Raw genomic sequence first — 12,396 nt, forward strand, 5'->3', positions numbered from 1 at the left:
CGCGCGCCGAGCGGGACCACCGTGGCGCGCTGGGCGGGCTGAGCCAGCTGGCCGGCGACGCGCCGTCGCCGGAGGCTGCCGACGGGGCGAGCGTCGCCTTCGAGCACCGCGACCCGAAAACGGTCCGCCAGATCGGTGACGTCCGCCTCAGCTGACCACCCAACGACGGCCACGCGGCCCTGGAGCAGGGCACCGGTGGGACGTGCACGTGGTGTTGGGTAGGGGTGTGCACGAGGGCGGCGGCCCGAGGCGGCGGCGCATGACGGACGGCGAAGCTGGGTATGGTGGGATGTGTCGGTGTCGCCGGGCGCTTGCCCGTGATCGAGACACTGATCGGGCGCCGCCCTGAGCGCCGGGTCTGCGACGAGGTTGCCGGCACGAGACGCCGACGGCTTGATGGGCTCCTCTTCCGAAGGACAGGACTACCGCATGGCATTGAAAGTTGTTGATCTACCGGGGTTGTTTCTCGCCGTGGCGAGCGCTGATGGGCCCGACGGTCCGGGTGTGACATTCGACGGCAGCGAGGAAGCCATGCGGCGACTGCGCCATCCGTTCGCGGTGAAGCAGGCCCGGCCGGCGCCCTCGACGTCGACACCAGCGAAGACCTCACCGAGGCGATCGCGACCGTCCTGACCCGCCACCGGGTGACGCGCCGGCAGCAGACCTGCTGCTTGCCCCGCTCCGCTGCCCGGGGAATCGCAGAAACATGACGCCCGCGAACGCGATGACAAACCCAGTCGTGTCGTGACCGGGGAGAACGTCGTGCGCCGCCGCGCCGAGTAGGCCCAGTCGTCCATCCCGGCAGGCTGACCCCGGGGACGATCCGGCCCGCGTGACGGGCCCGCCCCGCCGCGGCTCAGGCCTCGATGCCCCGCCGCGCGAGATCGGCCGCGATGCCGTCCAGGACATGGGCGAGGCCCGAGGCGAACAGGGCGTCGAGGTCCCAGGCGGCGCCGCCCGCGCGCATCGCGGAGGCGAGCCGCGGGTACGCGCCGGGCTCGAAGAGCGGGCTGCGTTCGTGGGCCGAGGCGTGCGCCGTCCGCTGCGCGGTGCTTCCCGCCTGCCGTTCCGCCTCCACGTCGCTGACGTAGGTCAGCGCCACACCCTGCACGTAGGTGGCGAACATGAACATGTACCGGAGTGCGTCGGCAGGTTCGAGGCCGAGTCCGTCGAAGGAGGAGAGGGCGCTCTCGCTGTCCGCCGCGAGTGCCGGGCTGAAGTGCGCGCGGGTCGTCACCAGAACCCTCGACAGGATCCACGGGTGGCGGTGGTACAGCTCCCAGTCGCGGTAGGCGGCTCGTTCGAGGCCGTGCCGCCAGTTCCGCGGCGGCGCGTCGGGCAGAGGGACGTCGGCTATCGCGGCCTCCACCATCAGGGTCACCAGATCGTCCTTGGACGCCACGTGCCGGTACAGGGCCATGGTGCTCGCGCCGAGGTCCGTGGCGACCCGGCGCATCGACAGCGCGTCGAGCCCCTCCGCGTCCGCGATGTCGATGCCGGCCCGCACGATGCGCTCGACGGTGAGGTGGGGTGCGCTGTCGCCGTCCTTCGGGACGTCGACCGGCGCCTCCGTCCTACGCGCCCGGTAGGCCCGCGCTTGGCAGGCGCGGGAGCAGTAGCGCCGCGGCCGCCCCCGTTCCGCGGGCTCCAGCATCTTTCCGCAGGACGCGCAGGCCGACTGCTCCGACATCACCACACTCCTTTTCGTCACACCTACCGAAGGTGTGTCGAAATTCTATCCCGCCATCGGAGCGAACGCATCAAGCAGGGAAAGCCGCAGGTCAGAAATGCGTTTGCAGCCACTCGCCCACGTGTGCTTATCCTGTACGCAGCGGCCCGCGTACTAAGTACGCACCGAGTGACGGAATCCGTCCCGGCCGACATGCCACAGCCAGCCGAAAGAGCAGGAGCGAAGGACTTGACCGAAGCGAGCAAGAGAGCCGGAACCAGACAATGGGTCGGGCTCGCCGTTCTGGTGGTGCCGTGCGTACTGGCGTCCATGGACATGTCCGTCATGTTCGTCACGCTCCCGTCCCTGACGGCGGACCTTCAGCCGAGCAGCTCCCAACTGCTGTGGATCATGGACGCCTACGGCTTCCTGCTGGCCGGGCTGCTGATCACGATGGGCACCCTCGGTGACCAGATCGGACGGCGGCGGGTGCTGCTGACCGGGGCCACGGCCTTCGGTCTCGCCTCGGTCCTGACCGCCTACGCGTCCAGCCCCGAGATGCTGATCGCGACCCGCATGCTTATGGGCATCGCCGGAGCCTCGCTGGCCCCCTCCACCCTCTCCCTGATCCGGAACATGTTCCACGACGACCGGCAGCGGGCCACCGCCGTCGGGGTCTGGACGGCCGGCTTCGCGGGCGGCGCCATCGTCGGCCCCATCATCGGCGGCCTGCTGCTGGAGCACTTCTGGTGGGGCTCGGTCTTCCTGATCAACGTCCCCGTGATGTTCCTGCTGCTGGTCCTCGGGCCACTGCTGCTGCCCGAGTACCGCGACCCCAAGCCGGGCCGCTTCGACCTGCTCGGCGCCCTGCTGTCCCTGGTGGCCGTCCTCGCCGTGATCTACGGCATCAAGCTGACGGCGGAGCACGGCTTCGGGTGGACCCCGGCTGCCTGCATCGCCGCCGGACTCGCCGTGGGAGCACTGTTCATCCGCCGCCAACGCACGGCCGTGAACCCGATGATCGACCTCGCGCTGTTCCGCACCCGCCGGTTCAACGTGCCGCTGCTCATCGACGCACTGGCGACCTTCGCGATGGTCGGCTTCTCGCTGTTCAACTGGCAGTTCATGCAGCTCGTCCTGGGCATGAGCCCGTTCGAGTCGGCCCTGTGGTCGCTGCCCACGTTCCTCGTGATGCCCGTGGGTATCGCCCTGGCCACCGCGATGGCACCGCGTATCGGCAAGCCCAACGTGATGACCGCCGGGCTTCTGGTGGCAGCCGCCGGATACGTCGCGCTGTCCCTGATCCGGACCGACTCGGGCATCGTCTACCTGGTGAGCGCCCTGGCCGTGGTCTCCATCGGCATCGGCGGCGTAGCCGCCGTCGTCACCGAGGTGATCCTGTCCGCCGCGCCGCCGGAGCGAGCCGGGGCGGCCTCCGCCCTGGCGGAGACCTCCGCCGAGTTCGGCGGCGCGCTGGGCATCGCGGTCCTCGGCAGCATCGGCACCGCTGTCTACCGCTCGCAGATGGAGTCCCAGGCCCCCGCGGGCCTCACCGGCAAGGAGTTGGCGGCGGCGGAGGAGACCCTCGGTGGCGCCGTCGACACCGCTGCGGCCCTACCGGACCAGACCGCACAGGCGCTGCGGAGCGTGGCCTTCGACGCCTTCACCCACGAGATGCGGATCGCCGCGGTGGTCAGCGCCGTCCTGACGGCGGGCGGGGCCATCCTGATCGCCACCGCGCTCCGCGCCGCACGCGACCGGCCCGGACCCGCCTCACCGGTCCCCGGGCAGACGGCACAGCACGGCAGCCGCGACCGGGCCGACGAACTGGCCGCCCCGACGCCCACGTCGTGAACCCCGGTCCCGTGGGCCGTACCGGTGTAGCCGCGCCCTCTCCCGGGCTGCGGCTACACCGCCGGCGGCTCCACGTTCCGGCATGTGCGGTACGCACCCCGAATGCCGTAGGGCCGGCCGCGAGCTTCAGCCGCGACTGGCGTACAGGTACACGGTGACCACGTCGGGTGCGTCTAGGTTGAACAGGACCGATCGGCGCGTGCCGTCGGCGGTGGGTTGCTCCTCGACGATGCCGGAGACGGTCCTGGCGGTTTCGGGGTCCCACAGGCTGCCGCCGCCGACGTTGTGTTTCGCGTCGACCGCCCGAACCCCCGGTTCGGGAGCCGCCGTGAACTCTGCCTCAGCGATGAAGGCGTCAAGCGCAGTACGGGGTATGCGGATCTTCGCCGAAAGCAGGGTTTCCAGGCCGTTGCTGTAAGCGGCGGACAGCAACACGGCTCCGGGAGGCAGGGTCACGTGAGCGACAGCTTCCACCTGAGCCGCGCTGGCGACCTGCGGCCCTGACTGCACCGGGAGGGCATCCAGTTCGTCAATGTCGAAGACCAGCCCAGCCACACCGCACGCGATCAGCGACAGCACCAAGCTGATGCACGCAAGTACGAATGCGCTGTTCCTGCGCCGTTTGCGGGCCTTCCGGGCAGCGGTCTCGATCATGGCCAACACAGTAAGGCGCGCACGCCCGTCGGCCACCTGTGGAGCCCTGAGGATCCATGCGAGCGGTCCGGCGATCGCCCGGAACACCCGATATGTGCATGGATGGGTGCTGCGGATGGCACGATGGCAGTTGTGGGAAACAAATCGACTGGAACGGCTATGCCCCAAATCTCGCCACTCGCCGGTGAGCCGATCAAACGTGCCGATGCCGAGCGGCTCGCGGGAGTCCTGAAGGCGTTCGCGGACCCTGCCCGGCTGCGGCTGCTCAGCCTGATCCAGTCGGCCCCGGAGGGCGAGGCGTCCGTCTCTGACCTGACTGCGCCGCTCGGCCTCTCGCAGCCCACGGTCAGTCACCACCTGCGTATCCTCACCGAGGCCGGCTTGCTGGAGCGGGAGAAGCGCGGGGTGTGGGCGTACTACCGGCTGGTGCCCAGTGCGATCGCGACGGTCGCAGATCTGCTGACCCCGCCACGCAAGCGATCAGCACGGCGAACCCGCTGACGCGTGACAATCTCACCGTCGTCAGCCCGTCGAGTAGCGCGGGACCGGCTGATACAGGGGCCGTACCCTGCGACGCTCGATCGGAGCCGGCTGTGGATCGAGTACGGCGGCGAGCTGCTCGACGCGGAGGTGAGCGGCGGGTACCTGCAGGCCCGCGTACTCCTCGACGTTGCCGGCACGCTCCGGACGGAAGATCCACCCCACGCTCACCGGCTCCACTAGCAGCCGCACCCTGCGACGCGAGGCCCCGCCAGCCGGGCTGCCGTCGGGCCCTACCCGGGTGCACTCTCCCGCCACGCCGTGAACACCGCGAGGCGGCTCACCCAGGTTCAGCTACGAGACCCAAAAAATCTCGGACGGTGATGTCGAGAACTGGTGACTGGCTCCGTCCCCGTGGTGAACGCGACCATGATGGGTCGCACCAGCATCGAGGAGAACCACGATGGCCAAGTATTTGCTGCTCAAGCATTACCGCGGCGCTCCGGCTCCGGTCAACGACGTGCCCATGGACCAGTGGACGCCGGAGGAGATCTCGGCGCACGTGCAGTACATGAACGACTTCGCGGCCCGGCTCGAGGGGACCGGCGAGTTCGTCGACGGTCAGGCGCTCGCCGCCGAGGGGATGTTCGTCCGGTACGACGGCGAGGGTCGCCCGCCGGTCACCGACGGCCCGTTCGCCGAGACCAAGGACCTCATCGCCGGCTGGATGGTGATCGACGTCGACAGCTACGAGCGCGCCATCGAGCTCGCCGGGGAGCTGTCGGCCGCCCCTGGCGCGGGCGGGAAGCCGATCCACGAGTGGCTCGAGGTGCGCCCGTTCCTGGCTGCGCCGCCCACCATCACGCAGTGACTGCTCAGGTGGACGAGGCCCTGCTCCGGAGCCTCACGCCGAGCGTGCTCGGGATCCTCGTCCGCCGCGGAGCCGACTTCGCGGCGGCCGAGGACGCCGTGCAGGACGCGCTGGTCGAGGCGGTCCGCGTCTGGCCGGCCGACCCACCGCGGGATGCGAAGGGTTGGCTGGTCAGCGTGGCCTGGCGTCGGTTCCTCGACGCGACCCGGTCCGACGCCGCCCGCCGCCGGCGTGAGGACCTCGTCGACGAGGAGCCGGCGCCCGGGCCCGCGCCCGCGGTGGACGACACGCTCCAGCTCTACTTCCTGTGCGCCCACCCGTCGCTGACGCCGTCGTCCGCGGTCGCGCTCACGTTGCGCGCCGTCGGCGGGCTGACCACCCGCCAGATCGCCCAGGCATACCTGGTGCCCGAGGCGACCATGGCGCAGCGCATCAGCCGGGCCAAGCGCACCGTCTCCGGCGTGCGGTTCGACCAGCCCGGCGACGTCGCCACCGTGCTGCGCGTCCTCTACCTGGTCTTCAACGAGGGCTACTCCGGCGACGTCGACCTCGCCGCCGAGGCCATCCGGCTCACCCGGCAGCTCGCGGCCACGATCGACCACCCCGAGGTGGCCGGGCTGCTCGCCCTCATGCTGCTCCACCACGCCCGGCGCGCCACCCGGACCGCGCCCGACGGCAGCCTGGTGCCGCTCGCCGAGCAGGACCGCAGCCGATGGGACACCACGTCGATCGCCGAAGGTGTCGAGATCCTACAGGCGGCCCTCGCCCGCGACCGGCTGGGCGAGTTCCAGGCCCAGGCCGCCATCGCGGCACTCCACGCAGACGCGCCCACCGCCGAGGAGACCGACTGGATCCAGATCGTCGAGTGGTACGACGAACTCGCACGCCTGACCGACAGCCCGATCGTCCGGCTCAACCGCGCGGTGGCCATCGGCGAGGCCGACGGACCGCGCGCCGGCCTGGCGGCGCTCGCGGCGCTGAACGACTCACTGCCCCGCCACACCGCGGTGGCGGCACACCTCCACGAACGCGACGGCGACCTGGCGACAGCGACACGGCTGTACGCCGAGGCGGCCCAGAAGGCACCCAACCTCGCCGAACGCGACCACCTGACCCGCCAGGCCGCCCGGCTCAACGCCCGCAGGTATCGCTGACGGGTCGCGCTCAGACCTACCCGCAGAACCTGGCGCGGCCCCATGGGCAGAGCGGTATCGCGCGGCGGTGGGCGGGGGCGGGGCACTTGCCGGTGTGCAAGGGTCGCGGATCGGTCGGGGCCGGGTAGCCTCCCCGCATGGGCGACGACAGGCAGCTCCATGAACGGGATGGCGGCGCGCGCGGGCCTGCCACCTTCGAGCTGGCGCTGATGTCGCAGGATTTCACCGCCGCCACGGTCACCGAGGTGCGGCACGCGGTCGAGGCGCTGGTGTCCGCGGCGGGGATGCCCGAGGGCGCCGGCTACAATTTCGTTCTCGCCGTGCACGAGCTGGTCGCCAACGCGGTGCGCCACGGCGGCGGCCACGGGCACGTCGAGCTGCGCCGCCGGGACGACGTTCTGGTCTGCGAGGTCAGCGACCAGGGTGCCGCCGCTGGCAGCATGCAGGTGCGGCTACCGGCGGCAGATGTGGCCGGGGGGCGAGGGCTGTGGCTGGCCGACGAGCTGACCGGCGGCCTGACGCTGAACCGCCGGCCCGACGGCATGACCGCCTCGGTCACCGCCTACCTGTCGCGCCGCGCCATGCCCCGGGCAGAACGCGTGGACGCGAGCGAGGCACACCTCACCGAGCCGGCGGAGGACGACGAGAAGTGATTCCCATCCCCACCTGGCAACACCACGTCCGCGTCGAGCACGACCGCAGTGTCCTCACGCTGTCCGGGGAGATCGACGTGAACGCCGCCGCACGACTGCTGGATCTCCTCACAGCGACGATCAACACCGCCGAGCTGGTCGAGGTCGACGTCCACGCGGTGGAGTTCATCGACTCGACCGTCATCAGCGCCCTGATCACCGCCCGGAACACGGCGACGGCGGTGGGCCGCCGACTCGTTCTGGTCAACGCCACGGGCCGGGTCCGCCGTATTCTCCAGATCACCGGCGTGCTCGACAGTCTATTGCCCGGCAGTAGCTGAAACCCGGGGCCCGCACCTCCCGCCGCGCCAAGCCCGTGACAGCGGCATGACAGGTGGATCGGTGCGGGCCGGTGGCATCGTGACGGGGGTGGGTCCTACCCGGTCGGTGTGGTGGGCGCTTGGCCGTCGGCAGGGATCGGTGGAAGCCGGCGCAGCGCTCGGATGGCTCGTCCGGCCAGCGGTAGGGCCACGGCCAGGACGGCGATGGCTTCCGTCACCGCGATTGTGCCGAGTGCGGTGCGTTGTGCCTGGCCGATGTAGTCGGGCAGAGTCACGAGTCGTAGGGCGAGGGTGGTCGCGGCGAGCAGGGTGAGCGCCAGCGACCACGGCAGCGTGGAAGCTGACTGCCGGGATGCTCGCCCGGCTAGGCGGACCGCGATGGCGGCGGTGACCATGACGCAGGACAGGCCGGGCCAGTCCAGCAGCCTCGGTGCCTGACTCGTGGCCTGGATGGCGAACAGCGGCAGGGGGACAAGCAGGATGCCGATCGGTATCGCGAGGAGCCACGGGCGGCGCGGCACGGGTGGGGCGTCGCGGTGAAACGCCGCCATGGCGAGTACCAGGAGAATGTCGATGAGCCGCACGGCCCAGGGCGTCACTGACAGTGGTACGTCATTGGTGGCCTGTTCCACGGCGGTGGTGACGGCGGGTGGCACGATGGCGAGCAGGGCGACCGCCTGGGCCACGCGGCGGTGTCCGAGAACGAGCGCGAGGTAGGCAGGGAGCCAGGCGTAGCCGGCCAGGTTCCACGCGGTGTGCCAGATACCCGACGGCGGCGTGAGCGCCCATGCGGGTGCGGGTGCCGGCAACCAGGCGATCTTCCCGGACAGCCAGAGTGTGACGGCGATGCTGGCGGTGACCATGACGGCGTGGGTCAGCATCGCCATCAGGGTCGCCAGTCGCACGGCCTGTCCCCAGGCGTAGGAGCGGGCTGGCGCCTGGGAGCCGCCGAGACGCAACCGGACGGCCAGGGACACGATGCTGGCGACCTCCGCCAGGCCTGGCCGGCCGTAGTCTGCGGCGTACTCGGCGGTTTCCGGGTCGTCGTCGTCCATGCTCTCCAGGAAGGCGGCGACCATGTCGTCTTCCCATTCCTGTCGATAGCCGGCGGGCAGCAGCCGCAACACGAGGCGGTAGCGCTCTTCGAGCCGGCTCATGATGGCACCGGCCCCGTGATCGGGTTCCGCTGATCACGCAGCCGGGTCGAGGCGAGACGCGCGTTCGCGGCCAGCCGTTCAGCCTCCACGGCGAGGGCCTCGCGGCCCCGCTCGGTCAATCGGTAGTACCGGCGTAACCGCCCTTGCCATACCTCCTCGCGGTCCAGCTCGACCAAGCCGTCGCCGACGAGCCGGTCCAAAGTCCCGTACAGGGAGCCGATCTTCAGCCGCACCCGCCCCCGCGACAGCTCCGCCACGTCCGCCACGATCCCGTAGCCGTGGCGCGGAGCGTCGACCAGCGCGGTGAGGATGAAGAAGGCTGGTTCCGTCATCACCCGAGAACTCATCCACCCAATATAATGGACGCCAGGATATCCTGTGTGTCAGGATCTGGATCGTAGACAGAGTTCACCAGGCGTCGCACCCGCCGAGTCGACGAGAAGGAGTCATCATGGGCGACGGTGACGCGGCGGACGCCGCAGACCTGGGCGGGCCGGACTTCGCTCCCGCGATACCCGCGGCGGAGAGCAGCATCGTCGGCGCCCCACCCCCCAGCCGGACCATCGTCCTCGGTCCCGGATACAGCGGCCACGTCGTCCTTGGGCGGAGCCGAAGCGGTCCGCGTCCGTCCAGGCAGGGTTACCCAGCGCCAACCGCAGCCGTGGCCGTCCCTTTGACCATGCCCGGCGCAACTGGTTCAACCGAAGCTACGAACAGCCTTCCCGGTCGTGGTCAATCAAGACAGGATCTCGACGTACCCGTCGGTTCCGTGCACGCGAATCCGCTGCCCATCCCGAATCAGCTTGGTCGCATGCTCCACACCGACGACGGCGGGCAAGCCGTACTCCCGGGCGACCACCGCCCCGTGGGTCATGAGGCCGCCGACCTCCGTCACCAACCCCTCGACCGCGACGAACAGGGGTGACCAGCTCGGGTCGGTGTAGGCGGTGACCAGGATGTCGCCCGGTTCGAGATCGGTCTCGGCCAGGTCCAGGATGACGCGGGCTCGCCCCTCGACGGTCCCGCCGGAAACCGGGAGGCCGACCAGCGCGCCGGTCGGCACATCGTCGCGTCGGTACGCCCCGGCGATGCCCTCACCTTCCGAGGTGAGCACCCGGGGCGGTGTGAGCGCCTGATACGACCTGAACGCCTCCTTCCGCCGGCGGATGAGCTGATCATCCGCCTGGTGCGTGCGCGCGACGTCGTGAAGCTCCTGAAACGTGAGGTAGAAGATGTCTTCCCTCTCCCGAAGCACGTTGTCGCGCACGAGGCGCTCGGCCTCTTCCAGCAGGGCCTGCTTGTAGACGAAGTAGCGGCTGACAATGGCGTACTTCGGGTACTCCCGGTACCCGATGAAGGTTCGGACTCGATCGATCATCCGCTTGGTCTCTTCGGCTTTCCGCTCCCCGTCCGGCAGGGCTCGCAGGCGTTCCAGGACGTCCTGCTCCTTCCTTTCCGCCTTCTGGCGCCCCTGCTCGAAGCGCCGCTTGCCGGCGCCCGGCTCGAAGTTCCTGATGTTGTCGAGGATGACGGGCACGAGCGCGGTGGGGCGTTCGCTCCAGCGCGGCCTCGTGATGTCGATCTCGCCGACGCAGCGCATGCCGTACCTGTCGAGGTAGGCCCGGATGGCGTCCCGCGCTTCCCGGCCGCCCGGGAGCTTGGCCAGCTCGTCCAGGAAGCCCTCGTCCTCGACCTTCTGCAGGAAGGCCACCACCTCGGGATGCGGGCGGATGACGTCGGCGACGTCGAGGAGCGCCAGCCCCATCTCCGACGTGACGTTGTGGGGCGCGGACAACGTGAGGGTGTCGGCCGCGTTCTTCTCGCCCAGCCACGCCTGCAGTTGCTCGTTGAGCCACCACGAGGCCTCCATCCCCGCCATGATCACCTGCATGCTCCGCGGCTCCCCCACGGCCCGCTTGTGCTCCTGGAAGGCCGCCAAGAGGAAGTCGAACCGCGCCGGCCCCGATGTCGTCTGGATGTCGCGCTGCAAGGTGGCGATGGACGCCCGGCTGCGTTCGATCAGGTCGGTGACGATGGCCGGATCGGTCTCGATCGGGGCGGGCGCGCCGCCAGCGGGCGGCCCTGCTGGACCCTCATCGGGGAGCGACGGAATGAAGTCGCCGCGGTCGATGACGGTCTCCAGCGCGTCCCTGACCAGCGGATCGCCTCTTCCCATGACAGCGAGCAGGCCGGCGCGGCTCGCAGGCGATGCCAGGCGCCGGGTGACGTCGACGAACAGCCTTCCACCGGCGTCGTACATCGGCGCGAGGGCCGTCAGCTGCCACACGGAGAGCCCCAGCGGCTTCATGGGGTCGGTCATCATCTGCTGATGACCGACGGAGACGTAGACGTGGTTCTCTCCGTCGCCGGTCTCGGGGACGGGGAACAGCGTGGTGATCGGCCGACTCTGGACGATCTGGAAGTCATCGTCGACCAGGCACCATTCGATGTCCTGGGGGTGGCCGAAGTGGGCTTCGATCCGCCGGCCCAGCCGCACCAGCCGCACGACCTGGGCATCCGTCAGCGCCGGCTGGTCCTGCTGCTCCGAGTCGATCGCCTGTTCTCTCGTCCCGCCACCCGGCAGGGCGTGGACGGCAAGCCGCTTGGTGGCGACCGCCTTGTCGATGATCTCGCTGTCCCGCACCTTGTAGGCGTCCGCGTTCACCCGCCCGGAGACCAGAGCCTCGCCGAGGCCGAAGCTGGCCTCCACGGAGGCGACCTTTCGGTTGGACGTGACGGGATCGGCCGTGAACAGGACGCCGGCCACCTGCGGGAAGACCATCTTCTGCACGACGACGGCCATGTAGACCGTGCGGTGGTCGATGCCGTTCCGCTGACGGTAGGTCACGGCGCGCTCGGTGAAGAGCGAGGCCCAGCACCGGCTGACGTGCTGGAGGATCGCCGCCAGCCCCATGACGTTCAGGTACGTGTCCTGCTGGCCTGCGAAGGAGGCCGTCGGCAGGTCCTCGGCCGTCGCGCTGGATCGGACGGCGTAGGCAGCTCGCGCACCGAGCCCGGTGAGAGCCCGGGTGATCGCCGCAGCCACATCGTCGGGGAGGACGATCCCTTCGATGGTCCGGCGGATCTCCGCGCTGAGCGTGCCGATCGCCTCCCGGTCGTCCGGGTGCAGGCGCGACAGCTGATCGAGCTGATCGTCGATCCACGGCGCCTCGGCCATGATCCGCCGGAAGGCGTCCGTCGTCACGCAGAAGCCAGCCGGCACCCGGATGCCGTCGATCCGCGACAACGCCCCCAGGTGCGCGCCCTTGCCGCCAACCGTCGCGCCCTGCGTCTCGTCGACCTCTTGGAGACCTAACACGTACTGCTCGATCACTGCGATACCTCCGAGGCGGCCGTCGTCCACTGCACTTCGCTGACCGGGTGGATCACCACGTCGTGCCCCAATTCTTCGTCCATTCTTGGATCCGGCCGACGATTCTGCGGCAAGACCCGGGTCTTGCCGCAAGCCCCCCAGTGCGATATAAGTTAAAGTGGGACCGATACATATGTTGTTGAACCATGCCGCGCCGTAGGCCGCCACCTCGTCTGAGGTGAAGTCGACATCGGTCGTCTGAGGTGAGGTC

At 69.9% G+C, this 12,396-nt stretch carries 11 protein-coding genes and 1 pseudogene; 6 read left to right on the forward strand and 6 right to left on the reverse strand.

Annotation, left to right across the window (positions count from 1 at the left end):
• Window positions 1–856: 856 nt before the first annotated feature.
• Entirely contained in the window at window positions 857–1,690 is an 834-nt protein-coding gene (locus C5N14_RS07890; RefSeq protein ID WP_117667707.1) for a TetR/AcrR family transcriptional regulator, read from the reverse strand.
• A 192-nt stretch (window positions 1,691–1,882) separates the two neighbouring features.
• Between C5N14_RS07890 and C5N14_RS07895 the strand changes: the two are divergent.
• Window positions 1,883–3,445 (forward strand): annotated as a pseudogene (locus tag C5N14_RS07895) (MFS transporter); the annotation flags it as partial.
• Window positions 3,446–3,649: 204 nt separating this feature from the next.
• Here the strand turns inward: C5N14_RS07895 and C5N14_RS07900 are convergent.
• Window positions 3,650–4,177, reverse strand: coding sequence for a hypothetical protein (locus tag C5N14_RS07900; RefSeq protein WP_128763533.1), 528 nt, complete (start codon window positions 4,175–4,177; stop codon window positions 3,650–3,652).
• A gap of 159 nt (window positions 4,178–4,336) precedes the next feature.
• Here C5N14_RS07900 and C5N14_RS07905 point away from each other — a divergent pair, with 159 nt between their 5' ends.
• The gene (locus tag C5N14_RS07905; protein WP_117667042.1) at window positions 4,337–4,678 is read left to right on the forward strand and encodes a helix-turn-helix transcriptional regulator; all 342 of its coding nucleotides are present in this window, start codon (window positions 4,337–4,339) and stop codon (window positions 4,676–4,678) included.
• 21 nt (window positions 4,679–4,699) lie between these two features.
• On the opposite strand, the gene C5N14_RS07910 is transcribed toward C5N14_RS07905, so the two are convergent.
• Window positions 4,700–4,909, reverse strand: a complete 210-nt coding sequence (locus C5N14_RS07910) for a hypothetical protein (RefSeq protein WP_117667044.1) — start codon at window positions 4,907–4,909, stop codon at window positions 4,700–4,702.
• A 211-nt stretch (window positions 4,910–5,120) separates the two neighbouring features.
• Here C5N14_RS07910 and C5N14_RS07915 point away from each other — a divergent pair, with 211 nt between their 5' ends.
• The 4 genes from C5N14_RS07915 (at window position 5,121) to C5N14_RS07930 (ending at window position 7,655) form a co-directional block, all read left to right on the forward strand.
• Entirely contained in the window at window positions 5,121–5,528 is a 408-nt protein-coding gene (locus C5N14_RS07915; RefSeq protein WP_117667046.1) for a YciI family protein, read from the forward strand.
• 8 nt (window positions 5,529–5,536) lie between these two features.
• Window positions 5,537–6,682 (forward strand): RNA polymerase sigma factor, encoded by a 1,146-nt coding sequence (locus C5N14_RS07920; protein ID WP_117667048.1) that lies wholly within the window; start codon window positions 5,537–5,539, stop codon window positions 6,680–6,682.
• Between the two features lie 137 nt (window positions 6,683–6,819).
• A complete protein-coding gene (locus tag C5N14_RS07925; RefSeq protein ID WP_117667050.1) occupies window positions 6,820–7,335 on the forward strand; it encodes an ATP-binding protein in 516 nt (171 codons plus the stop codon).
• Window positions 7,332–7,655 (forward strand): STAS domain-containing protein, encoded by a 324-nt coding sequence (locus C5N14_RS07930; RefSeq protein WP_117667052.1) that lies wholly within the window; start codon window positions 7,332–7,334, stop codon window positions 7,653–7,655. Before C5N14_RS07925 ends, C5N14_RS07930 begins: the two co-directional genes overlap by 4 nt.
• A gap of 95 nt (window positions 7,656–7,750) precedes the next feature.
• Here the strand turns inward: C5N14_RS07930 and C5N14_RS07935 are convergent, their stop codons facing one another.
• The 3 genes from C5N14_RS07935 to rph all read right to left on the reverse strand — a co-directional run bounded on the left by C5N14_RS07935 (window position 7,751) and on the right by rph (window position 12,146).
• Window positions 7,751–8,812, reverse strand: a complete 1,062-nt coding sequence (locus tag C5N14_RS07935; RefSeq protein WP_117667054.1) for a hypothetical protein — start codon at window positions 8,810–8,812, stop codon at window positions 7,751–7,753.
• Window positions 8,809–9,159 (reverse strand): PadR family transcriptional regulator, encoded by a 351-nt coding sequence (locus C5N14_RS07940; RefSeq protein WP_243639298.1) that lies wholly within the window; start codon window positions 9,157–9,159, stop codon window positions 8,809–8,811. The genes C5N14_RS07935 and C5N14_RS07940 overlap by 4 nt, the downstream gene beginning before the upstream one ends.
• Before the next feature lie 389 nt (window positions 9,160–9,548).
• A complete protein-coding gene (gene rph / locus C5N14_RS07945; RefSeq protein WP_117667058.1) occupies window positions 9,549–12,146 on the reverse strand; it encodes a rifamycin-inactivating phosphotransferase in 2,598 nt (865 codons plus the stop codon).
• Window positions 12,147–12,396: the final 250 nt, after the last annotated feature.

It is taken from the genome of Micromonospora sp. MW-13, assembly GCF_003434305.1.
Classification (GTDB): Bacteria; Actinomycetota; Actinomycetes; order Mycobacteriales; family Micromonosporaceae; genus Micromonospora.

What these genes read in the sequence shown, in the direction of transcription:
- C5N14_RS07890 (WP_117667707.1), bottom strand. Translation starts at nt 1,690, where the DNA reads ATGTCGGAGCAGTCGGCCTGCGCGTCCTGCGGAAAGATGCTGGAGCCC.
- C5N14_RS07900 (WP_128763533.1), bottom strand. Translation starts at nt 4,177, where the DNA reads ATGATCGAGACCGCTGCCCGGAAGGCCCGCAAACGGCGCAGGAACAGC.
- C5N14_RS07905 (WP_117667042.1), top strand. Translation starts at nt 4,337, where the DNA reads ATGCCCCAAATCTCGCCACTCGCCGGTGAGCCGATCAAACGTGCCGAT.
- C5N14_RS07915 (WP_117667046.1), top strand. Translation starts at nt 5,121, where the DNA reads ATGGCCAAGTATTTGCTGCTCAAGCATTACCGCGGCGCTCCGGCTCCG.
- C5N14_RS07925 (WP_117667050.1), top strand. Translation starts at nt 6,820, where the DNA reads ATGGGCGACGACAGGCAGCTCCATGAACGGGATGGCGGCGCGCGCGGG.
- C5N14_RS07935 (WP_117667054.1), bottom strand. Translation starts at nt 8,812, where the DNA reads ATGAGCCGGCTCGAAGAGCGCTACCGCCTCGTGTTGCGGCTGCTGCCC.
- C5N14_RS07940 (WP_243639298.1), bottom strand. Translation starts at nt 9,159, where the DNA reads ATGAGTTCTCGGGTGATGACGGAACCAGCCTTCTTCATCCTCACCGCG.